The organism is Acidobacteriota bacterium (genome assembly GCA_016196065.1).
GTDB lineage: Bacteria > Acidobacteriota > Terriglobia > Terriglobales > Acidobacteriaceae > Acidiflorens.
In genome coordinates, this window is sequence record JACPYL010000010.1 from 1191046 (window position 1) to 1215767 (window position 24722).

Genomic DNA, 24722 nt, shown 5'->3' on the forward strand with positions numbered 1-24722 from the left:
AAAGTTTACCGATCCCCGGTTTTCGATAGCCGTTGATTGTGCATCGTCTTCATCTGCGCTGCTCGAGTCCTGCCAGTATTTGCAGTTGAATCTGACCAGATCCCAAGACTTGCGACCTGGATGATATTCCACACAAACGGCGAATAGGTGGGTAGGAGTTAATTGCTGTTACCTGGGGAACACTTCGTGCGGGTCGTGACTGGTGTGTGGAAGAATCATCCAGCAAGACGATGACCCAGTCGCGCGGCCGGCCAATAAATGAACATCGGGCGGCCGATAATGTTTTCTCGCGGAATAAATCCCCAATAGCGGCTATCGTAGCTGACGTCGCGGTTGTCGCCCAAAGCAAAATAGCTTCCGGGCGGTACCACGATGTCATCGCCCTCCACATGGGAGCGGAATTCCTGCTGCCACCTTTCGTTAACTCCATACATCGCTAAAGGCGGCACGGCAGGAAAGTTATCCCCGTAAGAGGGGTAAGGGTTGTGGGCGAGCAACTGGTGTAAAGCGTACGGCTCGTCGAGTTTTTGGCCGTTGCGGTATACGACGCCGTCTCGCAGGTGGATGCGGTCGCCGGGAACGCCTATGATGCGCTTCACGGCGAAGAGACGGGGAGTATCGGGCGAGAGATAGACCACAATATCACCCTGCTGTGGTGAGCTGTTTTTGCGGTAGGAGTCGACGAAAATTCGGTCGCCCTGCATGATCGCCGGCTGCATTGATGTTGACGGTATAGAAAAAGCCCGAGCTCCTTTGGACAGCATGAGGCCGCCCATCATCGCATCGCCAAGGAAAAGCGCGGCCAAACTTGGTACAAGAATCAAGTACCGGGGCTTACTCGCCGCGCCTATCAGAAATGCATCCAGACTTGCAACGAGCGCGAGGCCCGTGGTTCCAATTTTGAGGACCACCAAGCCAACTAACGTGTCGTACAACGTCGTAGTCCACGTAAGGAATAACAAGAAAGCAAACACTGTGAGGTAGAGAATTGCCTTCTTCATTTCCTTCTTGATAAGTTGCCCCGAGCCAGGGACGATTGCTGAAAGCAACCCCGCCACGACTCGCTTCCCACTTTTCATTTCCATGGGGAGAAATGGTATCGGAAAAGCTAAAATCCAGCGCGGGTAGTCAGTTTACCTGTTGTGCGATCCTTCAACTGAAAAAGGCTCGGTTGACTGCGGCTGCCGGCTGGGTTGTATCGTTGCCTGATTGCCGTCGCGCCGGTGCTTTGGGCGCATTAGAATAAGTCCCAGAAAGATTCAAGGGAAACCCCGACCATGGCCATCGCGACCACCAATCCTGCAACCGGTGAAGTGCTGAAAACTTTCGACCCCCTCACTCCAGCTCAGATCGAACAGAAGATCCTGTTGGCAGCAACTGCATTCCAGACACACCGGCGAACGTCGTTCGCGGACCGCGCGCAGAAGATGTTACGTGCAGCCGATATTCTCGACGCGGAAAAAGAGGAATGCGGTCGCCTGATGACGCTCGAGATGGGGAAGACTCTGCGTTCCGCGGTCGCGGAGGCTGCCAAGTGCGCGAGTGGTTGCCGTTACTATGCTGAAAATGCGGAGCGCTTTCTCGCGGACGAGGTGGTCGAAACCGGAGCGAAGAGAAGTTTTATCCGCTATCAACCGCTGGGTCCGATATTAGCGATCATGCCGTGGAATTTTCCGTTCTGGCAGGTGTTTCGCTTTGTCGCTCCGGCTCTCATGGCCGGGAACGTGGGGCTTTTGAAACACGCTTCCAACGTTCCGCAGTGCGCACTCAAAATCGAAGACATTGTTCGCCGCGCCGGATTTCCAGAGGGAGTGTTTCAAACCTTACTGATCGGATCCGGCCCCGTGGACGGCATCCTGAACGACTCGCGCGTGGCAGCGGCGACTCTGACGGGGAGCGAACAGGCCGGGATCCAGGTGGGGATTTCGGCGGCCAAGCGGATCAAGAAAGTCGTGCTCGAACTGGGTGGGAGCGATCCGTTCATCGTGATGCCTAGCGCGGATCTCGACACCGCCGTGGCCACTGCGGTTGAGGCGCGCGTGCAAAACAATGGGCAGTCCTGTATTGCAGCCAAGCGTTTTATCGTCGCGGAATCGATTGCGGACGAATTTGAAAAAAAGTTTGTGAGCCGCATGCAGGCGTTGCAGGTGGGCGATCCATTCGAAGAAAAGACGCAGCTCGGACCGTTGGCGAATGCGGACGCGGTCACGTCGCTTGATGCCGATGTGAAAAAAAGTATGGCGGCGGGAGCGCGACTGCTCACCGGCGGGCATCCTCTGCAGCGGCCGGGGAATTTCTATGCACCGACGGTATTGACCGATATTCCCAAAGACTCGCCTGCGTATAGCGAAGAATTTTTTGGGCCTGTGGCATCACTCTTTCGTGTGAAGTCGGTGGATCAGGCGATTGCTCTCGCCAATGACAGCCGCTTTGGCCTCGGGGCGAGCGCCTGGACGAACGATCCTTCGGAGACCGAACGTTTCAGCAATGAACTGGAAGCGGGAATGGTGTTCCTGAACAAGATGGTCGCGTCCGATCCGAGAATGCCATTCGGAGGCGTGAAGTATTCCGGCCATGGCCGGGAACTTTCCGAGCACGGGATCCGGGAATTTGTGAATATCAAGACAGTGTGGCAGCAGTAGAAACCTCGAGTAGAGACGCGGCTTGCCGCGTCTCCGATCGCAGCGGGCGCGAATGGTGCAGGGGGAGACGAGGCAAGCCTCGTCTCTACACCAATGTGAGGGGGTAGTCGGCCATCATTCCGGCCAGATGCTCAGCGCGGTCTTCGACAAAATCTGCTGTTTGGTCTTCTCTGATAGGGGCAGTGCACGGAAATCATCGAGGTTCTTCTTGATCTCAGGAACGCCCGGCCCGGGCCAGTCCGTGCCGAACAACGTCTTGCCGGCAATTTCTTCCAGTCGTGGAAAATAATTGAGCAAAGCCTGCGGCGGGATGCCGCTGATATCGAGATAGACGTTGGGATGGCGGCGCAAAAGGAAAAACGCCGTATCCATCCACAGTGGTCGCCCGCCGTGCGCCAGCAAGATCTTCATCTTTGGAAAATCTACCGCGACATCGTCGACGTAGATGGGATCCCCATACCGGTTGCGAGCGCCTTCAAAAATTGATGTACCAGTGTGAAACATGACCGGAATCCCGTTCGCTTCCGCTGCCCGATAGATGATTTCGAGTTCCTTGACGCCTTTCAAGTAGTCGTTGGAATACAGCAGTTGATGCGGCGGATGAATCTTGATCATGCGAATACCGAGCCGAAGAATCTGTTCAACGTCCGCCATGATGTTCGTGCTGGTTTTCGGATTCAGGCCGCCGCAGGAAAGCAGGCGCCGTGGATTCTCTTTCGTGTAGTCGGCGATGAATTGATTGACTGCAGGCGTGAAGCCGATCACTTCCGGGGCTACGTAGTTGATCAAGACCGCACGATCAATACCCGCCTGATCGAGATATTTGAGAAAAGATTTTGCAGAAGCGCAGTATTCGACGATCTGGTCGTAGTTCGGCCGCTTGTTCTTCATGAGTGCAAGCGCAGACGGCTTGAACAACTCCAGCGGTTGAATGTGGATGTGGCAGTCGGTGATCACGGTGTGGGACGCGTTCTCTCCTGACGACAGGATTCGCGCCGCCCATTGTAATCGATGGAATAAAGCGAGGGAGAGGTCGCTACCGTGGCGCCTCGAAGCGATAGCCTACACCCCGCAGGGTCTTCAAATAGCGCGGGTGGCGGGCGTCTTTCTCGATTTTTTCGCGCAAGCGGCGGACGAACACATCAATCGAGCGCGGCGTCACAAAGGAACTTTCCTTCCAAACGGCATCAAGCAATTGATCGCGCGTGAATACGCGTCCGCGATGACGCGCCAAGTACTCGAGCAGCCTGAATTCGCGGACCGTGGTGAGCACGGTTCGTCCTTCGACACGGACGGTCATGGAACTGACATCAATTTCCAGTTCGCCCATCTGGATGACTTCAGTCGCTGGCGCTTCGGGTTGTCCGCGCAGGATGTTGCGTACGCGCGCGATCAGTTCGCGGGGGCTGAATGGCTTGGTGATGTAGCCATCACCGCCGACTTCGAAGGCTTGCACGCGATCGGGTTCCTGGGCGCGCGCCGAAAGAAAAATCACTGGTATTCGGGACAGGTGTTCGTGCTGGCGAATCTGCCGGCAGAGATCGAATCCGTTCATCCCGGGCAACATGATGTCGAGAAGAAAAAGCGCGGGCCGGTTCATCGCCGCCGAAGGAACCACGGGCGACCCTGAGAAGAAAGTCGAAACCTCATAGCCGGCGTTTCGGAGGTTGTGTTCGATCAGGCGGGAAACATCCAAGTCGTCTTCCACGACAAAGATGAGATCGAGGTAGCGAGGATTTTCCGCCGCCTCCGAATGTTCCAAGGGGGAAATCAGAGCTGTCGCCTCGTTGTCTGCTGAATTGGAAACTGCTCAACAAGCGTAGGCGGAACGTGTTGCGGCAGTATTGCGATTGTGTTACAGCCGGGTTAATTTCGGCCCTTTTGGATTGTTTCCGTAAACGCGAGTACGTGGGAGCTAGGAGCGTCCCGGTTTGCGCGTGGAAGCGGCAGAGGTTGACTGCCGCACGACCAGTTCGGGTTCGACCATAATGCGGCGAGAACCGTTGGTTGAGGCGGGCGCCGTAATGTTGCGGAGTACCGTCTCCGCCGCCAGGCGCCCCATTCGCCGCAACGGTTGGCGGACGGTGGTCAACCCGGGGTTTTGGAAAGCTGCGCTCTGAATATCGTCAAAGCCAACCACCGAGACATCCTCGGGGACGCGGAAGCCGTTCTCGCGAAGAGCGCTGACCGCACCAATGGCAGAAATATCGTTGAATGCGAACAGGGCAGTGAAGGGCGCCCGCGAGGCGAGCAATTTGTGAGTCACGCCGTATCCAAGTTCAGGAGAAGGCAAATCGCCTTCCAGTTGCACGACCAGCTCTGGACGAATCTCCAGGTTCAAATTCCGGGCTGCCTTGGTAATGGCGTTCCAGCGAACTTCTGTGTCGGAACTGAAGGACTGTCCCTTGATGAAAGCGATTCGCCGATGGCCGAGATGATACAGGTGTTCGAGTGCGAGTCCGGCAGCGCGGTCATGGTCAAGGACGATCTGCGTGATCCCCTTAGTCTGGCCGCGGCCGGAGACCGCGACAACTGGGATCGGAACTTGCTGGCTCCACGGCGTATCGACCGCGATCAGGCCTTCCACGGACCTCCGGTGCAGCAGGAGAGGGTATTCTTCGATCAGATCCGGTTTGTGGCGATGACTGGCGACCAGATAGAAGTAGCCTTCCTGCAGTAACTCGTCTTCGATTCCACCCATCACCGCGGATGCATAGCCTTCACTTACTTCGGGCACCAGTACGCCGATCATGAAACTGCGCTGCGTGCGCAAGGATCGCGCGACAAAATTCGGTCTGTAGTTGAAAGCGCGCGCGGCGGCAAAAACCCGGTCTTTGGTTTTCTGAGGGATGGAATCTGCTACGGGGGAGCCGTTAAGGACCAGCGAAATGGTCGCCGATGAGAGTCCCAGGTGTTCGGCCAGCATGCGCTGACTTATCGGTCCGTTGGTGTTGGCAAGAGACTGCTGTTTGCGTTTTCCAGACGGCACTGGCGAAGTATACACTGGCAGCGGCCAAAACCCCGATTTGCCGGATACGGCGAGATCCTTGAGTTGGTTCGTTTTTGCCTATTGACAAGGCTCGAATTTACCTATTTCATACTAGGGCGAACGATTCACTAATTCGGTTTAGTAGAGGCTGCAGGATGTTTGGAGATGCCTGGCTCCGATGCGACCTCAAGACTATGCCTTGCGTTCGGCCAAGACCTGTCGGGACACTTTAAACTCGGAGTAAGTCAATCGTGAAAGTTCCGCGCCTCTTTTCGCTTTGCCTACTGTTAGTTTGTGTTGTATCGGCTGTCAACCCTTCGAACGCCCAAACCAGCGGCACGGCAACGGCCCGGTACGCCGGCATTTCCGACACCAGCCTTGACTCCAAAGTCGAGACCCTGCTCCGTACCATGACACTGGACGAGAAGATTGGGCAGCTGGTTCAGTACTCGGCTGGTCAACCCACGGGACCGGGTACCGGACGGACCGACTACGATGACATGATCGCGAAGGGGCAGATCGGGGCTCTTTTCAACATCACAGGCGCATCCGCGGTGAACAAGTATCAGAAGATCGCGGTGGAGAAATCCCGGCTGCATATTCCGATCATTTTTGGGCTCGACGTCATCCATGGCTTCCGGACCGAGTTTCCTGTTCCGCTGGCATTAGCGTCGACGTGGGATCCGCCGATCGTGGAGAAGGCTGCTCGTGTGGCCGCTCAGGAAGCGTCAGCCGGTGGAGTTCGTTGGACATTTTCCCCAATGGTGGATATTGCGCGCGATGCGCGCTGGGGGCGCATGACTGAAGGCGCGGGTGAGGATCCTTTCCTCGGATCCGCCATGGCCGCTGCCTACGTCAGGGGCTACCAGGGCTCCCGTCTGGATGCCGCCGATAGTATTGCGGCTTGCGCCAAACACTACGTCGGTTATGGAGCCGCCGAAGGTGGTCGTGACTACAACACCACCGAAATTTCTGAGCACACCCTGCGACAGTTCTATCTTCCCCCCTTTCATTCGGCTGTCCAGGCGGGGACGGCATCCCTGATGAGCGCGTTCAATTCGCTCAACGGGATTCCGTCCTCGGCAAATCCGTTTACGTTGAAACAGGTGTTGCGCAAAGAATGGGGTTTCCGCGGGATCGTCGATAGCGACTGGACTTCGGTCGCGGAGTTGATCCCACACGGCATCGCCAATGACGGCGCCACGGCCGCGCGAAAAGCGTTCCTCGGCGGCGTGGACATCGACATGGCGAGCAGCCTGTACCACGATCATCTTGCCCACCTGGTGCAGAGCGGACAAGTCCCCGAAGCGGAGATTGACGAGTCGGTCCGACACGTCTTGCGCGTGAAGTTTGCGCTTGGCCTGTTTGAAAATCCCTACACGGATGAGAGCAAAGAAGCGGCTGCGATGCTTCGTCCTGAATCGATTCAGCTCGCCCGCGAGGTTGCGGAGCGTTCGTTTGTGCTGCTGAAAAACTCGGCAGGGCCGGGTGGTTCGCCGTTGCTCCCACTGTCAAAGAGTGCCGGCAAGGTCGCGCTGATCGGGCCGCTGGCAAACGACTCCGCGAGCATGCTCGGATCCTGGGGAGGAATGAGCCGTGGCGAAGATGTGACGTCGCTACAGGCGGGTCTGATTGCCCACCTTGGGAAAGACAATCTCCTGCAGGCGAAGGGAACGGGCATCAGCGAAGGTTCGGATCGTGAGATTGAGCAAGCCGTTGAGACAGCCCGCAAAGCTAGCCTCGTGATTCTCACGCTTGGCGAAAATGCCGGCGAAATGACCGGCGAAGCTGCCTCACGCTCGAAACTGGGGCTCCCCGGACGGCAGCAGGAGTTACTGGAGAAAGTTGTTGCTACCGGCAAACCAGTAGTTTTGATCATCTTCAGCGGTCGCCCGCTCACACTACCGTGGGCATTCGAGCACGTTCCGGCGGTGGTGGCAGCATGGTTCCCAGGTATCCAGGCCGGCCCGGCCCTGGTGCGTACATTGTTTGGAGAATCGAATCCCAGCGGGCGGCTGGTCGTGAGCTGGCCACGAAGTGTCGGACAGGAACCTCTCTACTACAACGCTCTCAGTACTGGAAGACCGGCGAACCTGAAAGATAGTGACCCGAAATACACTTCCCGATATCTGGATGAGCAGAACTCGCCGCAGTTTCCCTTTGGATATGGCTTGTCCTACACGACGTTTCAGTATGGAGCAACCGAGATCAGCAGCAAGCAGTTGAAGGCTTCTGATCTCAATGCCGGCCTGCAAAATGCTGGTACAGCTTTGACTGTCACAGCTCCGGTGAAGAACTCGGGTGCGCGTGCGGGTGAAGAGGTTGTCCAGCTTTATGTCCGGCTCCAGGGGACGAGTGTGGCGCAGCCGATACGCGCTCTGAAGGGCTTCCAGCGAGTCACGCTCGCGCCCGGCGAATCGAAGAATGTCACTTTCCAGGTTCCCGCCGATGCCTTCGCAATGTGGAACGACCAGAACCAGTTTGCTGCTGAGACGGCTCACTTGACCGTTTGGGTGAGTCCGGACTCGGCGCAGGGAACACCCGCCGAACTCGAAATTGTGCCGTAGTCAGGTGACCCATGAACGAAGGAAAGCGGATCACCCGAAGAGACTTGCTCCGCGCCGGGGGTATGGCAGGGGCGGCAGTCTGGTTGGGGACGCAAGCAGCCAGACTCAGCTTCGGAAGCGCAGCAACGTCCAGCAACACAAGCGACGACCGATTTCTCGATGAGATCGAGCGAGCCAGTTTCGAATTCTTCTGGAACGAAGCCAGCCCATCCACCGGGCAGGTAAAGGACCGATCCTTACTCAACGGCAAGGACTCGCGTCTGATGGCGAGCATCGCCGCCACTGGCTTCGGACTCACCGCTTTGTGTATTGCCGATCATCGTGGCTATCGCAAGCATGACGAGATCGTGGAGCGGGTCCGCAAGACGCTCCGCTTTCTCTGGGCCACAATGCCGCACGAGCACGGTTTCTTCTATCACTTCACTGACATGAACAGCGGCAAGCGGTGGGATCAATGCGAACTCTCGTCCATTGATTCGTCACTGCTCCTGTGCGGCATCCTGACAGCGCGCCAACATTTTCAGGATTCGGAAATCCAAAGCCTCGCCACGAAGATTTACGAACGCGTCGATTGGCCGTGGATGCTGAATGGCGGACAAGCCTTTTCCATGGGCTGGCATCCGGAATCCGGTTTCCTCTCCTCCCGCTGGGAGCACTATTGCGAGCTGATGATGATTTACCTACTGGCCATCGGCTCGCCGACGCATCCCGTATCGCCGGAGACATGGAAGGCTTGGACGCGCCCGACCATTAAATATCAGGGCATTGAATATATCTCCGGGAAAGACCCGATCTTTACCCACCAGTATTCCCAGGCATGGTTCGACTTTCGCGGCAAGCAGGATGCCTACGCCGACTTCTTCGAGAATTCGGTCAAAGCCACGAAGGCGCACAAGCTATTTTGTCTCTCGCTCCACAATCGGTTCAACGACTACGCAGACGATCTATGGGGCATCAGCGCATCCGACAGTGCAGAGGGTTACACGGGATGGGGTGGACCGCCTGAACTCGGTCGAATCGACGGCAGCATCGTGCCGTGCGCGGCGGGAGGCTCGCTGCCTTTTCTCTACGAGGATTGCATGAAGGTGCTGCGCAATATCCGCGGCCGCTATGGAAGCAAGGGGGCCTGGGGACGATACGGTTTTGTCGACGCTTTCAATCCGCTCACCAATTGGTACAACCCGGACGTGATCGGCATCGACGTGGGAATTACAATGGTGATGGCGGAAAATAAGCGCACCGGCTTCGTTTGGAAAACCTTCATGCAAAACAAAGAAGCGCAGCGCGCGATGGAGAAGGTTGGATTCAAGGCGGCGGTGGCGCACGCCTTGACATCCAGCCGGCATCGCATGATTCGGACTTTGTTTCTTCTGTTACTCGCCACGTTGTCTCGCGGTCAGGCGCCTTCTTCGGACACGCCGATGGTTCCGGCGATCTCCGCGGCAATTCGGTTTGAGGAGATTGCCGCCAAAGCAGGTGTCCAGTTCATCACACGGAATTCTCCCAGCGCCAACAAGAATCAGATCGAAACCATGGTCGCAGGCGTAGCGCTGGTCGACTACGACGGTGACGGTTACCTCGACATCTATCTTGTGAACGGCGCAGCGATTCCATCGCTGAAAAAAGAAACGCCGGCATACTGGAATCGCCTTTTCCGCAACAACCATGATGGAACGTTCACCGACGTTACGGCAAAAGCCGGCGTCGCTGGAGCCGGTTACGGCATGGGAGTCGCGGTCGGCGACTACGACAATGACGGGCGTCCGGATCTATTTCTAGCCAACGTCACCGCCAACCAACTCTTCCATAACAACGGCGATGGCACGTTCACCGATGTGACCGAAAAGGCAGGCCTGGCGGGCGCTCAGGCGGATGGCAAGAAGATGTGGTCCACGGCCGCCGGGTGGTTCGACTACAACAACGATGGGCGCCTGGATTTGTTTGTCGTGAATTACTGTAAGTGGGACGTCGACAAGGATCCTTATTGTCCGCTCAAGAGCGGCGTGCGCACGTACTGCCATCCCAAGCTCTACACTTCACTGCACAACAATCTCTTCCGCAATAACGGCGACGGTACCTTCACGGACGTCTCTCAGGAAACGGGAATTGCCACCCACGCCGGCAAAGGGATGAGTGTTTCCTTTGCGGACTATGACGGCGATGGATTTCTGGATGCCTTCGTCGCCAATGACACCACCCCCGCTTTTCTGTTTCACAATCTAGGCGGCAAGAAATTTGAAGAGGTCGGAGTGGCAGCCGGTGTCGCGTACGCGCCGGACGGTTCGACGCTGTCAGGGATGGGATCTGATTTTCGCGACGTCAACAACGATGGCGCGCCCGACATCTGGTACACGGCGGTGGAACACCAAAGCTTTCCACTCTTGATCAACAGCAAGAGCGGAGACTTTGACGACCGAACAGTAGCCAGCGGACTGCAATCAACTTCGGAGATGTCCGGTTGGGGCAACGGGATCTACGATTTCGATAATGACGGCTGGAAAGACCTGTTTGTCGCGCGTTCCAACGTCCTCGACAATATCAACGAACTGATCCCGACCCGGCGCTACGGCGAACCGAATTCGCTCTTCCGGAATTTAGGAACTGGAAAGTTCGAAGAAGTCAGCGCTGCTGCCGGGCCAGACCTGAAGATGGAAGCGCCGAACCGTGGAGTTGCATTTGGCGACTTCGACAACGATGGACGCCTCGACATGGTCGTCACCCTGCTCGGTGGCCAAGTCAAAGTACTGCACAACGTCTCGGAGACCAGTAATCATTGGATTTCGTTGCGATTGATCGGGACAAAGAGCAACCGAATGGGGCTGGGCGCGCAGATCCACATCACGACAGAAGACGGCAAATCGCAATGGAATGAGGCGACGACATCGGTGGGGTACGCGTCATCCAGCGACAGCCGTGTGCACTTTGGCTTGGGCGCAAATCGATCCGTCAAAGAATTGGAAATACGTTGGCCGAGCGGGATCAGGCAAACACTACAGAATGTTGCCGCGGATCAGGTGCTGACCGTGGAAGAACCGCGCAAGTAGTTTTCAATGTCGCGGGGAAGTACCGAGTGGAATTCCCATCAAGTCTCCTGCCTGTGGGCCGGACTTCTTCGAATCTTCCGCTTCCTTGTTCAGTCGATCGAAAGTGACGCGAGCTTGTGCGGCGGCTTGTTTACGTCCAGTACGGGAATACGCTGAACCGAGCGCAGCGTAGATTCGGGGATCGCGAGCAAATGTCTTCTGGGCAATCTCCAATTCTGGGATGGCGCGTGCCGACTGATCGGCATCGAGCAGCAACAATCCGAGGAGATAGTGAGCAAATCCCAGGCCCGGAGAGAGTTTGACGGCTTCTTCCGCGTAGGGAATCGCTGCTGCGGAATCTTCCTTGTACAAGCAGGCCGCAATCCGCAAACGTGAGAGGACGTGATCGGGATGGTTCGCGATTTCCTGTTTGAACTGTTCCACTCCGTTTACCACATCGCGAATTTCCATGAGAAATAATCCAAAAGCGTAATGAATGTTGGGATAGGTCGGATTGTCTTTTACGACCTCCTCGAACGCAGGGCGCGCTTCGTCGTATTTTTTTTGGCCGGCCAGGCACTCCGCACGGCCGACGCGCAACACGACGTTCGCATCGGTGGAGCCTTGCGCAGGCGCAGCCTTGCCAGTCATACGCAACAGCGTCATCCCCAAAGCATTGGCGACCTCATCTCCATTGCCGCCACGCAAGCACAACTCTTCCAGTGTCTCCTGCGCAGCCTGGAAGCTACCTTTTCGTTGCAGCAGGACGCCTTCGTGATAGAGCAACACGCGCCCAAGTGCCTCGTCCTTGTGAATGCCGATGTGTTTTCCCTTCTCGATGTGTTGAAGGGAAAGTTCTTCCCGCCCCAATTCGAATTCGCACAGTCCGAGCATTGCGTAGGCATTTCCGTTATCCGGAACCAGCACGGTGACTTTCTGCAAGGCGCGGGCCGCATCTGCGTAGGCGTTGCGGTCGTACTGGATGGTTCCCAGCGACCACCATCCTTCGGCCCAGGAAGGCCGGAGTGCGAGAGCCTTCCGATAAAGGACTACCGCTTCGTCCAGTCGATCGGCATCGCGCGCGGCGTCAGCCTTGGCCGCTAGCGAGGCAAAGCTGATTCGAGAGGAAGGTTTGGTTTGTGCAGGCGCAGCAGGACAAATTGTGAAGGCAAGGATGAAGAGAAAGAGTGACGTTCGAGCCTTTTGCACGAATCTCAGTCTAGAGCAAAATGGAAGCGAATTGGATTCCTTTGCAGGCACAATAAAAAAAGGCGCGCTCCTTGCGGAGCGCGCCTGAGTGGCGTGTTGATTAGAAGTTAAACCGTGCCTGCATTTCGATGACGCGGGAGCCGAGTGCGTTTTGTGCCTCTCCGAAATGGTCGTCGAGAACGTTGGTCTGGACACTCGTGAGATTCACCTTGTTGAACAGGTTAAAGAAGCTCGCGCGAATTTCCAGCTTCGCGTTCTCTCCCAGGATGGGCAGTTTCGGCAAGCCGAACGACTTGCTGAGAGTTGCGTCTATGTCAAAGTATCCAGGTCCGGTAAACGCATTACGTCTGACGCCGGGCGCGCCAGGAATCGGGCCAGGTGCCAGCTGACCGTCTGGGCAGCGTACGGGATCCGGATTGGCAAAGAGACAGTCAAACAAGACGCCGGGCACAATCGCAGGCGGGGTAAAGAATTGTGAACCCAAACCTGCATGCGCTTTGTCGTCTCTGTAATTCGGATTAAAGCCGCCGACGCTCGATCCTGGCAGAACCTGTCCAGATCCTGCGGAACTTGACGATCCACCGCCAAATCCGTTCGGATCCAAGAAGAAGACCGGGTCAAATCCTCCCGTAAGATCGTTGCTGTTGTAGAACGGTGTCCAGGGGAATCCGGTGTGAGCATTGAGAATTCCGGAAATGCTCCAGCCGCCAACCACTTTCTCCAACAAATTGTTTTGGCCTTTGAAGATCGTGGGGGACCAGACTCCGAATATCTTGAATGCGTGACGGCTATCGAAATCAGATCTGGCATAGTTCGTCGCCATGTTCCATTGGTAAAATCCGCCGGCATAAGCATTGCTGCCCGAGTCCTTGTTTTCGCTCAGCCGGTATTGGGTATCCAGCATGAAGGAGTTGCCAATGGAATGTTTTAGTTCCAGCAACAAAGCATTGAAGCGGCCCGATCCGTCATTCCCGTAGTAGGTGATGCCGTGCACTTTGGGATTCAACTCCAACCCCAAAGCTGAGCCGATGTTGTAGAGGTTGTAGTGCTGGGTTAGGTGGCGAGTGAGGCTTCCTTGATACCCCACAGAAGCGACCCAGCGGTGGCCGAGATCGTACTCGCCCCCCATCGTGTAGTGATAGCTATAGGTCGTGGGTTGTGTTGCGGCCAGTGCGGTCAAGTCACCAACCGTGCCGGTAACTGGCAGATTGTCGGTCCCAAACGTCAGGATCGTAGCCGGATTCGAAGCGTAGCCATTCGGATCGTGAATGTTTGTGGGGAAGCTTCCGATGTATTGGATGTCAGATCCCGTCAACGTTGGTTGATTTGAAACGAACGGCGGGTTAAAGCGCACATCGAGCGTGTTGGACTGCGCGACTCCGTTGAAAGCGATTCCAATTCCGCCACGGATAACCAGGCGGTTGCTGAAATCGTGCCCCATCACTCCATTCGGACTCCACGCAAAGCCAAGTTGCGGCCCGAAGTTCGTTTTCTGGGCATTAAACTGGCCCCCACCGGTGCGAAGTCTCAGATCCGTAAATCTATTCGCTCCCTGACCGAACACGACGGAAGCAAGCTTGTCCTGCTTTTCCGTGATCGGACCAAAATATTCCCAACGCAATCCCGCAGTCACGGTAAGGTTGGACCGCAGCTTGTAGTTGTCCTGGAAGAACAAACCGATCACGTTGGAACGTAGATCCTTGCGCAGCGCAGAGGGAACTCCAGTTTGCGGATCCGATTGAACGTTTTCGGAAATTGGCGCGTCATTGAGGAAGTCCCACACATTATTAAACTGGTATCCAGGACGATCCGCCCAGAAAGGAGCGTCCACCGAAAGCAAACGTGTGAACTCTCCGCCCATCTTCATAGTGTGTGCGCCATGGACTTTGGTCAAAACATCCTTGCCTGCATAGGTCCACTGATCAAAGCCATTGAAAGACCCGATCCCGTAGCCATTCGGCGTGACACCCCGGGCCGCGTTGAAGCCGACCGAAGGAAGTCCCCACGGAGCGCTGGGATTGTCCGCCAAGTCCTTGTTCTGCCACCCCGCGGCGTTGATACGGGCTTCGTTGGCCATAGTTGCACCGAACGTATGGTTCCACAACAACGTCATGGCGCGGTTCTTATAGTTGCTGTTGAAGGTGTTCATCTGTCGCAAGCCGTTGCCATTCAGACTTGTGCTGGTGTTGGGCACGTAATAGATGCTGAACGCAATCAGGTCCTTGTTCGTGGCGTTGAAGTCCAGTCGACCGTTGTATTGTCGATGGTTACTGTCGCTGATGGTCCTGATGCCATTGAAAAAAGCGATCGTCGGGACATCTGTCAGGTTCGCGCCCAGGTTATTCGGATTACCATTGCCTCCGGTGCCCGGTGTGTTGTAGACGCAGTTGCCCTCTCCGTCCGTTTCCAGACAGAAGTTGTACGCCAAATCGCGCGATCCAAGTTCGCCCGTCAACGGCGAACCCAGGTTTAATCCGCCACCTGGGATGTAGTGGCAATCGGTTCCTTCCCTGAGGCCGACAAATGCGCAGTCCAGGGTATTCCCCGCGTTGGTATCGGTTTGTTGGCCGCCGAAGGGCCCGACACCAGGAAAACCGTAAAACGCTGAGGCGTTCGTTCCCGATGTGGCCAAGGCACGAAATGCATCGGTCTCATACCAGCCGCTGCCGTCGGTCCCGTGCGATTTATTGCTCAACGTTTCGTACGAGAAAAAACCGAAAATCTTGTTTTTCCAAATAGGGCCACCCACCGTGCCGCCCCAGTCATTAAAACGGGCCGCATCCCGGGTAACGCCGCTGAGCCCGTTGTATTTCTGAAACGCATTCAAGCCGGGCCGATGCCCCTTAAAGAAGAGGCTGCCATGAATGTCGTTGGTTCCGTTCTGAGAAATGATTTGGACCTGCGCGCCGCGGTAGCGTCCGTTCTCCGCGTCATAGTTGTCGGTGATCACTCTTACTTCCTTGATCGAATCTTCGTTCGGCGTGATGACTGATGTGCCGCCCCACGTCACGCTGGTCGTTCCGACACCGTCAATCTGATAATTGTTCTCACCGGTACGCGCCCCATTAGCGGTAATTTGCCCGCCGTTTTCGATTTTGAACACGCCATCGGTAGAACCGGTACCACCAATTGTCGTCCCAGGAAGATTTGCGGTTCCGCCGCCCGCGCTCTGGGCACCGTCACCGAACGCTCCCGGTGCCAGTTGTAGAAGTTGAAACGCGTCGCGGCCGATGGACGGCAGCTTCTGAATGTCTGCGGCGCGGATCGAGCCGCCGAGGTTCGCCGATTCCGTGTTGAGGAGTGGCGCGTCGTCGGCATTGACAGTCACCGATTCGGTGACTTGACCCAAGTCAAGTTCCACGTTGGCCGAGTTGGATTGCTCCGAAATGACCACTACGTTGTCGAGAACTTTTTTCTTGAAGCCCGTTTTCTCGACGGTGAGCGAGAACTTGCTGGGAGGCAGGCCGTTGAAGTTGTAGATGCCGCTGCCATCACTGGTCGTGGTGGAGCTCTGATTCGTTTCCTTGTTGGTGAGCGTGACCGTCGCGCCGGAAACGATCGCTCCCTGCGGGTCCGTGACGGTTCCCCGAATCGAAGCACGATATTGTGCGAAGGCTGCGCTGCCCGCGAGACACATTAGAACTAAGAGAAGAACTCGGGAATACCGAGCCACACTGGATTTCATTAGATTCGCTCCCACACCGCAACTAAATCGAGTTACTAATCCGCTGCAGCGGGAGTATAGTAAGCCAGTTTCCCCTTGTCAAGCACAGTCCATGCGGGTTTTCGTGCGTGTGCATGGCAAGATAACGCCCTAATGGAAGGCTTCATAATATGAAATTCTGGACGCATTCTATGTCGCAACGGATGAATTCGGCGTGGAGTCGGATTGTCCTCGCAACGACATTGACCCTATCGCTCGCTTCGGTCTCATACGGCAACACAGATTATTATCAGCACAGTTTCTTCGACAATAGTCTGACGGCTGATGTGTATTTCTACAGCGCTGGGAATTTTACAGGCGGAAGTTTTCTTGAACTGAAAAACAGAAAATTACCCGTTGAGAAAAACGATTTTGTAACTGCGCCGAATGCGCTTCGACTCACGTGGCAGTCAAACCCAGGAGGAAGCTGGGAAGCGGAAATCCATCTGAACAATTTTCGCAATCGACTTCCGGCTCTCGGTGGCACAAATCTCTCGCTCTGGCTCTATGCGCCGGAAGAGATTTTGGCAGCCGACCTTCCCGACGTCATTTTCTCCAATAATCGGGAGGGACTCCAGATTGCCGAGTTTCCGGGGAGCTTTACGGGACCGGTTGCACTCGGAAAATTTGCAAAAAATATTCCTGCCCGAAAGTGGTTTCAGGTCAAAATTCCTCTTTCCCAACTCCAAACAGCCTCGATCTACCCTTTCCAGCCGCAACACCTGCAGAATGTCATTTTTCTTCAGGGACGAGCCGATGGTGTCCGCCGGACTCTGCTGATTGACGAAATCCGCGTTGACGATGAATCCACCGCCGAGAAGAAAACTGCGTCAACCGGATTGCCCGCTCCACAAAACGTCCACGCGATCGGCTATGACCGGCACGTCGAAGTGCGGTGGAACCGTGTCGAGAATCCGAAACTGGCGCGCTACCTAATTTACCGCTCGCTGGACGGAAAAGAGTTCAAGCCGATCGGAATCCAACTACCCGGCACAAATCGCTACTCAGATTTTCTCGGCAAGGCTGGAGTCGCTGCTCAATATAAGGTGGCGACGTCCGACCGCAATTACAGGCAATCGCCTTTGTCGGCTGCGGCGTCCGCCAGCACTCGCGAAATGAGTGACGATGAATTGCTGACGATGTTGCAGGAAGCGTGCTTCCACTATTACTGGGAGGGAGCGGATCCGCACTCGGGTATGGCTCGCGAAAATATTCCCGGCGACGATCGAATCGTTGCGACCGGAGCCAGCGGATTCGCAATCATGGCGTTGATGGTCGGCGTCGATCGTGGATTCATCACACGCGAGCAGGGCGTCGAGCGGCTCACAAAGATCGTGAGTTTTCTGGAGAGCGCGCAACGCTACCACGGTGTGTGGTCGCATTACATGGATGGAAGCACCGGAAAGACAATGCCCGTGTTCGGCATGTTCGACGACGGCGGTGATCTGGTGGAGACTTCATTCCTGATGCAAGGTCTGCTGGCTTCGCGCCAGTATTTCCGTGGCTCCAAGGAAACTGAGCAATCGCTCTATCGCCGCATTTCGCGACTCTGGGAATCCGTGGAGTGGGATTGGTATCGCGAGACTCCCGAGAGCGGAAATCTCTACTGGCATTGGTCTCCGCGCTGGGCTTGGCAGATTCATCATCCGCTCATTGGCTTCAACGAAACGATGATTACCTACCTTCTCGGAATTGCATCGCCCACGCATGCCGTCCCCGCCAGCTTTTACTACACAGGCTGGGCAGGTCAGGATGAACGCGCTCTTCGTTACCGAAGCGGTTGGTCTAGCAGCGCGGACGGTGACCACTACGGAAATGGCCACACTTACTACGGGATTAAACTCGATGTCGGAGTCGGCAACGGAGGACCGCTGTTCTTCACGCACTATTCTTTTATGGGATTCGATCCGCATTCCTTCCGTGACCGTTTTACCGCTTCGACTTATTTTGAAAATAATCGCAACATCGCACTCATCAATCGAGCGTATTGCATTGAGAACCCGCGCCACTTTGAGGGGTATGGCACGAATGCCTGGGGGCTGACTGCGAGTGATGGTCCATGGGGATATGTAGCGCACGCTCCCGACGAAAATAACAGCACCGGGACGCTGACTCCGACCGGTGCTCTCGCATCCTTCCCGTACACGCCGCAGGAATCCATGGAAGCGTTCAAACATTACTATCGCGATCTGGGCAGCACGATGTGGGACATCTACGGCCCGCGCGATGCATTCAATCCTTCGCAGGACTGGATCTCTCCCATCTACATGGGATTGAATCAGGCGCCGATCGTCGTGATGATCGAAAATTATCGGACGGGATTGGTGTGGAAACAGTTTCAGTCCAACCCGGAGATTCAGTCGATGCTGAATCGAATCGCGGCTGAAACGGAAAAGAAGTAGATCGCTCCACTACATATGAAAGAAGAGGGAAGTAAAAAGAAGGCCGCGTAATCCGCGGCCTTCAAGTTTGGTGGGGGGTCCGAGAACTTACGGAAGCAAAGCCTTGGCGGAGAGCTGTGCTTCCGATTCCGCGTTCAACTTTTTTGCTTGCGCTCGGGCATTCGCGAGTTGAGTAGCGGAAAGCTGACCTTCGAGAGAGTGCAGCAGATCGCGGCCACGTTCGTCTCCGGCCAGCGTCGCGGCGGTAATCCATGCGCACGCCGTTTCGATGTTCTTCTGAGTGCCGCGTCCCACGGAGTACATGTAGCCGAGCTTGATTCGTGCGCCGGTTTGTCCTTTGGACGCCGCTTGCTGAAAGAGGCGGAACGCCTCGGTGTCACTCTGCGCAACTCCTTCGCCGCGAAGATAGAGGTCGGCAAGATCATTCTGGCCCATAGCATCGCCGCTCTCGGCGGCTTTGCCATACCAGATCGCGGCCGTCTTCGGATCGCGAGCCACGCCCAGTCCTTCGCTGTATAAGTAGCCGAGGTTCGTCTGGGCGCTGGAGTCTCCGGCTTCGGCTCCTTTACGCAGGTAGCGCATGGCCTCGGCATAGTCTTTCTTTACTCCTCGACCTTGCATGTAGAGGATGCCGAGGTTGTAGTCGGCGCGGGCATATCCCTCGTCGGACGCTTCCCGAAACCAATGCAGCGCCGCACCGAGATTCGGCGCCGTTCCCCAGCCATTGGCATACATCACGCCGAGGTTCACCTGGGCAGGAGCGTAGCCCTTGTGGGCGGAACGCTCGAACCATTGCAGGGCCTGCTGAGGGTTGTAGTCGGGACCGATCGCCAGCATGGAGACGATCCCCAGTTGATTCTGTTCAAAGACGTGTCCGTTTTTCGCGAGACCCCGGACCGTCTTCGGATCGCAGATTTTCGCCGATCCAACTGCCTGTTTCGTGACAATGGCCAGGCTGCACTGTTCGGACATCTTGTCCTGAGCGGCGCCGGACTGAGCGGTCACCGCCAGAGTCGACAGACTCAAGGCCAGACCCATGGCCTGCACCGCAATTTTTCGTGCAATTCGATTGGCTGAAGTGTTCTTTCTCATATTCACCCTCCGGCCCGGCCGGAAATTCTTTAGCGGTCCGGGCTCACTGCATGCACGGTGCGTTTTTTGGCTGATTACCTCAATGGAAGGAGGCTCATTTCTGCGCACATCCGAGATCATCCGCTAAAATATTCATTCCAAGCACCTTCCAGCCGGGGAGCGGAACTGACGGACGGGAGGAAACGTAGTCTAATGAGTGGTACCGAGCGCAAATGACAGAGATCAATGGTTCAGGTCGGCTGAAGTTCGGGGCTTATGAAGCGGATTTGCACACCCATGAACTCTGGAAGCACGGTACCCGGATCAAATTGGTCGGTCAGCCTTTTGACATCCTCGCCGTCCTGATCTCCCGCCCCGGACAGCTGGTTACCCGCGAAGAACTGCGCGAAGAATTGTGGCCTGGGGATACCTTTGTTGATTTCAATCATGGTTTGAACGCCGCCGTGAACAAGCTTCGGGACGCGCTGTGCGATTCTGCCGAGGATCCCAAGTACATCGAAACCTTGCCCCGCAGGGGATACCGGTTTATCGCAACGGTAGAGCGCGCTGTCTCCGAAGAGTCACCGGCAAAGAACTCGCCCGTTGCCGAAGTGGAAGGGACGAAGGTTTCCATTGTCGACCTGCCGTCCGTGTCGGCCCCCGTCCAGCCACAGGCAGTTGCGGAGTCCGCAACACTCGAAAGATCTGGCCGCTATCCGAAGAAGAGACTGCTGCGCTACCTGGTTCCGGCGGTGGTTGTTCTCGCCGGGATTGCTTGGCTGGTGGGAAGCAGCCTTCACCCGAGCGGCGAGCAGCAAGAAAAATTGCTGGCGGAAAAGAATAGGGCGAGGGCGCCGATGTTGCTCACAGGCTTATCGGACCCGACCAGCGATCCGGCATTCTCTCCGGACGGAAACCGCATCGCATTCCGCCGCAATGGATTTGTTCCCGGCACCTCTGGGATTTGGGTCAAGCAAATCGGGACCGAGGAACTCACCCAGATTACGTCGAGTGACACGGGTGATTGCTGTCCAGTCTGGTCGCCTGACGGACATACTCTGGCATTTTCACGATTCTCAAATTCGGAGAGGACCATCTACAGGGTGTCTGAAAAAGGTGGTCCGCCCGAACGGCTCTACTCGGCGCCCCTGACTTCGAAGCACGGTGAATTGGACTGGTCGCCCGACGGAAACATTGCGCTTGTCGGGGACATTGCCGGCGGAGGGTCCGCCATCTTTCTGCTATCGACGGAAGACGGCACGACTCGACAGTTGACCTCGCCGATGCCGCCGGATAGTGATTGGGGTCCAGCGTTTTCTCCTGACGGAACGCAAATCGCGTTTCTTCGCGCGAGCGGAGCACGTTTTCCTGCCAGCATCATGCTGATGTCGGCTGCGGGGGGAGAAGTCCGGCGATTGACTACAGATCCGCAACCGGTCGACGGCTTGCCAGCCTGGACGGCAGACGGGTCCGCGCTCGTCTTCGCTGCGCGCGAATCGGATTCTTACCGGTTGTGGCGGGTTCCCGTTACGCGCGGGATTCCCACTCAGATTGCAGAGGTCGGCTCGCCGGCATGGAGTCCGGCAATCTCGAAACGGGGATTTCGCCTTGCCTACCTGCGATTGAGTAACGCCCGGAGTATCCAACAGATTGATTTGCATACCGCTCGGCAGAATGCGCGGGGACTGATTACATCGGTCGGCGGTCAGAATGCCGGGCCACAAATTTCTCCCAATGGAAAACGCCTTGCGTTTATGTCCGACCGATCCGGTGCCATGGATATCTGGGTCAGTGATCGCAACGGTGAGAATCCCGTTCAACTGACCGCGGTAGGAACTGCGGGAACTCCGCGTTGGTCTCCCGATGGCAAGACGATCGCCTTCGATGTTGGCCTCGGTCCGGACTGGCGGCAGCCTCGGGCCATATTCCTGGTGAATGCGGTCGGTGGCGTACCCAGAGCATTAGTGCAGGATGCTTTCAACAACCCAGTTCCGAGTTGGTCGCGCGATGGCGCATGGATTTACTTTGCCTCCGACCGATCCGGAGCCTGGCAGGTGTGGAAGATTCCGTCGAATGGCGGCACCGCAACGCAGGTCACAACTCAAGGCGGGTTCGCGGCCTGGGAGGCATCAGACCACTACCTCTACTATTCAAAACATCGCGACGAAAATCCAGAACTCTGGAGAGTGCCGGTCGGCGGCGGTACCGAAGCCCCCGTGTTTCCCCGGGTTCAGCCCGTGGACTGGGGCGCTTGGACCACGATTGACAAAGGAATCTTTTTCGTCGGGACCGGGCCGCAGCCGGTTCCTACCTTGAGTTTTTTCGATTTCACCAGCTTGACCATTCGGCCGATCACTATCTTTCCGGAACCTCCTTTCTGGTTGGGCGCGCCGGCCGATGGAACTTCGGTGCTCTTCGATTTACCGGGCAGTGAAGCAAGCCACGTGATGGTGCTGGACAATTTTCACTGAGCTCGCCTTTCAGCGAGATCATCGCGTGACACGAGGACCGTCAGCCCTTGCCGACCGGTTCCAGTTTGATGGGATAGGTTTGATTCGACCACCACTGCGGCACATACAGCGCGCCGGAGGAGTCGACGTATACGTCGTGCGGATGATTGAAGGTGTAATTGAATACCTGCAGCGGCTGCAACTTTCCATCGATGTAAACAGGCGGCTCGCCACCGACTGCCGACACAACACGATCCGACCCGTCGAGAATCAGGATCATTCCGTTCAAACTGGCGATGGCGATGTGGTTGTCAGCCTGGCCCGAAGACGATCGGTGAAATTGCGCGACGTTGCTGGGACGAGCGCCGGGCACAGGCACAACGCGTTGCAGTTCGCCCGAGAGCGAGAACCACTTCAGCGTTTCGTTTCCACGATCACACACCAGGACTGACGGCTTGCCGGAGCGGTTGTCGATCCAGACCGCGTGCGGTTCACTCAGGTTTGAAGGAGTGTTGCCGGCCCCACCAAAACTGGAGATGTATTTTCCTTCCGGATCGAAATGGTGAACGAAGCTCGATCCATAACCGTCGCTGATGAAGAAGTCTCCGTCCGGAGTGAAGGCGGAGTTCGTCGGATGGTAGTTGCTCAGGCTCGGATATTTGGAAGCTACTGCGTCAGGCCCGATGCGACGCAGTTCTCGTCCATCGGCAGTGTTGATCGAAAGACATTGCACGTCGTGATCGGTGATCCAGTAGCGGTCTTCGCCGTGGTGATCCTCGATCTCTAAGCCATGCGCAGTTGGAAAACGCGATTCCCACGCGGCTGAGAATTTCCCGTTCTTTTCATAGCTGATCAGGTTGTTGTGCGTGTCGTTGGTGAGGAGCACGATGCGGCCGTGCCGGTCTTCGGTGATGCCGTGGCAGTCTTTTACCGGGTAGTGAGCGCGATCAAGTTGCCCCCAGTGGCGGTGTGCGCGGTAGCGGAACTCTCCCTGGCCTAGAATTTCACCGTCGCAGTCATCGTTGCTTCTTGATGGAGTGGTGGTGGCGAATAGCTCGCCAGTTCCGGCGATCGTCAACATTCCTGCAGCAGCCATCGGGCCAACTGCGTTCTTCAAGAGGGAACGGCGCGATAGAACAGTGCGATTGGTCATAAGCGCTCCAGGGCACGAGTCGAGGCCAAATCAAAACACGAGCTTCTGTTTGATCTCGTCAGGTATCGACGTTGCCGCCGAAATTTTCGTGTTGCCGGCGTAGACGTGCTGCAGTTTCGACAGGTGGACTAACGCGGGCAGGGAAGAGGGAGTCACTGATGTATCGAATAGACTCAGCGACTCCAGTTGATCCAACGATCCGAGGCTCAGCACAGTCGGATCGCCGATTCTGGTATGCATCAAGCGCAACACTCGCAAATGCTTCATGGCAGCGATCGTCGCTGACGACTTGTCGGTGATCGCAGTATTTGAAAAATCTGCAGACACAATACGGTCGCCCAGTGGGGAGAGCGCTGCTAACTCCGTGTCGCCGAACTTGGCGCCCATCCATGCCGCATTAATAACGATGTCGCCGGACACCCGCGACTGGTAGTCCACCACATTGGGCAATCGCTGCTGTGCTTGCGCAACGGCCGGCGCGAGATTCGCACGCTGCTTCGCCACCGCTGCAGGATCAACTTCTTCGAACGTTACATCGACTGGAGCGGAACTGGTCGACGTCAGCGCCACGTTCTTGATGGCATCGGTCGCTATCGTTCCCGAGGCTCCGGATGCGATCCATTGTTCGATGAGTTCTACATCGGCCGCTGGCACGGAGCGCCGATTGTCGGGAGGCATGGCGTCATCGTCCGATGAAGGCAGCTTGATGCGGCGCAAGAGTTCGCTCTTGAATTCGCCACCTTTAATGACTGCGCCATGCTTGCCGCCGCGCATGAGGGAATCGAAACTGTCGAGCCGCAGGTTCGACTTGTGTTTGCTCCTTCCATGACAGGTGACACACTGTCTGGAGAAGACCTGCTGAATTCGTGCACCGTAAAAAGTATTTGGCCCCCCGTTGAGCGAGTTGGATGCCGGTTCTTCGTCTGCAACTCCGAGCAGTCTGCCCAACGGCGCCGGCATGAATTCCGTCAGGTGGTTCTCTCCTTGCGACAGTTGGCCACCGCGGTATCCAGTAAAGGAGACCAGGCCCACCGTACCTGCCAGAACCACTAGGTAAATGCGCTCCCGTGCGAGAGCGTTCTCACTCCCGCGCAAAATCCAGCACAGCCATGCCGCTCCCGCGACGCAAACGCCAGACCACATGTGCTGCGTGACGAGTGGACCGGTGTATCCGCCACTACGAGCAAGGCACCAACCGAGACTGGCGGCTCCAATTGCGCCCAATGTCGCGACTCCGAGCACAAAATCGGCAGCCGGAAGAAGATATGGAAAACGCCGATTCCGTCCTGCCAGTTCGAGCAGGGGCACCAATAACAAAAGTGCGATCGGAATGTGTACCGAGGGCGGGTGAAAGCGCCCGAGGAATTGCATGAACTGGGCACGTTCGTTGCCATCAGGCGGCGCGAACGCCAAGAGACTCAGCAGCACCACGATCGGCGCAAGCGTCACTAGTCCGAACAAGACTCGGGCCGAGGCACCACGAATCCACTGGATCATGAAGTTTGGGAACCCC

14 protein-coding genes and 1 pseudogene are annotated in these 24722 nt (G+C 56.5%); 6 read left to right on the forward strand and 9 right to left on the reverse strand.

What is annotated here, in order from left to right:
- Positions 1-215: 215 nt before the first annotated feature.
- The gene (lepB, locus tag HY010_08270; GenBank protein MBI3475714.1) at positions 216-1085 is read right to left on the reverse strand and encodes a signal peptidase I; all 870 of its coding nucleotides are present in this window, start codon (positions 1083-1085) and stop codon (positions 216-218) included.
- Between the two features lie 192 nt (positions 1086-1277).
- Here lepB and HY010_08275 point away from each other — a divergent pair, with 192 nt between their 5' ends.
- Entirely contained in the window at positions 1278-2642 is a 1365-nt protein-coding gene (locus HY010_08275; protein MBI3475715.1) for an NAD-dependent succinate-semialdehyde dehydrogenase, read from the forward strand.
- A 114-nt stretch (positions 2643-2756) separates the two neighbouring features.
- Here HY010_08275 and HY010_08280 read toward each other — a convergent pair whose 3' ends face one another.
- From HY010_08280 to HY010_08290, 3 genes are all read right to left on the reverse strand, one after another.
- Positions 2757-3599, reverse strand: coding sequence for an amidohydrolase (locus HY010_08280; protein ID MBI3475716.1), 843 nt, complete (start codon positions 3597-3599; stop codon positions 2757-2759).
- Between the two features lie 79 nt (positions 3600-3678).
- A complete protein-coding gene (locus HY010_08285) occupies positions 3679-4359 on the reverse strand; it encodes a response regulator transcription factor (protein ID MBI3475717.1) in 681 nt (226 codons plus the stop codon).
- A 198-nt stretch (positions 4360-4557) separates the two neighbouring features.
- A complete protein-coding gene (locus tag HY010_08290; GenBank protein ID MBI3475718.1) occupies positions 4558-5568 on the reverse strand; it encodes a LacI family DNA-binding transcriptional regulator in 1011 nt (336 codons plus the stop codon).
- A gap of 314 nt (positions 5569-5882) precedes the next feature.
- Here HY010_08290 and HY010_08295 point away from each other — a divergent pair, with 314 nt between their 5' ends.
- The 3 genes and pseudogenes from HY010_08295 to HY010_08305 all read left to right on the forward strand — a co-directional run bounded on the left by HY010_08295 (position 5883) and on the right by HY010_08305 (position 11242).
- Positions 5883-8198 (forward strand): glycoside hydrolase family 3 C-terminal domain-containing protein, encoded by a 2316-nt coding sequence (locus tag HY010_08295; protein MBI3475719.1) that lies wholly within the window; start codon positions 5883-5885, stop codon positions 8196-8198.
- Positions 8199-8209: 11 nt separating this feature from the next.
- Positions 8210-9511, forward strand: a pseudogene (locus HY010_08300) (hypothetical protein).
- Positions 9512-9619: 108 nt separating this feature from the next.
- On the forward strand, positions 9620-11242 hold the full coding sequence (locus tag HY010_08305; GenBank protein MBI3475720.1) for a CRTAC1 family protein: 1623 nt from the start codon (positions 9620-9622) through the stop codon (positions 11240-11242).
- Between the two features lie 3 nt (positions 11243-11245).
- Here HY010_08305 and HY010_08310 read toward each other — a convergent pair whose 3' ends face one another.
- Both HY010_08310 and HY010_08315 read right to left on the reverse strand, forming a co-directional pair.
- Positions 11246-12430 (reverse strand): tetratricopeptide repeat protein, encoded by a 1185-nt coding sequence (locus HY010_08310; GenBank protein MBI3475721.1) that lies wholly within the window; start codon positions 12428-12430, stop codon positions 11246-11248.
- A 100-nt stretch (positions 12431-12530) separates the two neighbouring features.
- The gene (locus HY010_08315) at positions 12531-16115 is read right to left on the reverse strand and encodes a carboxypeptidase regulatory-like domain-containing protein (GenBank protein MBI3475722.1); all 3585 of its coding nucleotides are present in this window, start codon (positions 16113-16115) and stop codon (positions 12531-12533) included.
- Positions 16116-16297: 182 nt separating this feature from the next.
- Here HY010_08315 and HY010_08320 point away from each other — a divergent pair, with 182 nt between their 5' ends.
- Positions 16298-18535: a hypothetical protein gene (locus HY010_08320; protein ID MBI3475723.1), complete on the forward strand. Its 2238-nt coding sequence runs from the start codon at positions 16298-16300 to the stop codon at positions 18533-18535.
- A gap of 87 nt (positions 18536-18622) precedes the next feature.
- On the opposite strand, the gene HY010_08325 is transcribed toward HY010_08320, so the two are convergent.
- Entirely contained in the window at positions 18623-19627 is a 1005-nt protein-coding gene (locus HY010_08325) for a sel1 repeat family protein (GenBank protein ID MBI3475724.1), read from the reverse strand.
- Positions 19628-19839: 212 nt separating this feature from the next.
- Here HY010_08325 and HY010_08330 point away from each other — a divergent pair, with 212 nt between their 5' ends.
- Positions 19840-22077, forward strand: a complete 2238-nt coding sequence (locus HY010_08330; GenBank protein ID MBI3475725.1) for a PD40 domain-containing protein — start codon at positions 19840-19842, stop codon at positions 22075-22077.
- Positions 22078-22117: 40 nt separating this feature from the next.
- Here HY010_08330 and HY010_08335 read toward each other — a convergent pair whose 3' ends face one another.
- Together HY010_08335 and HY010_08340 are read right to left on the reverse strand one after the other, a co-directional pair.
- A complete protein-coding gene (locus HY010_08335) occupies positions 22118-23209 on the reverse strand; it encodes a 6-bladed beta-propeller (protein ID MBI3475726.1) in 1092 nt (363 codons plus the stop codon).
- Between the two features lie 30 nt (positions 23210-23239).
- Positions 23240-24706 (reverse strand): hypothetical protein, encoded by a 1467-nt coding sequence (locus HY010_08340; protein ID MBI3475727.1) that lies wholly within the window; start codon positions 24704-24706, stop codon positions 23240-23242.
- Positions 24707-24722: the final 16 nt, after the last annotated feature.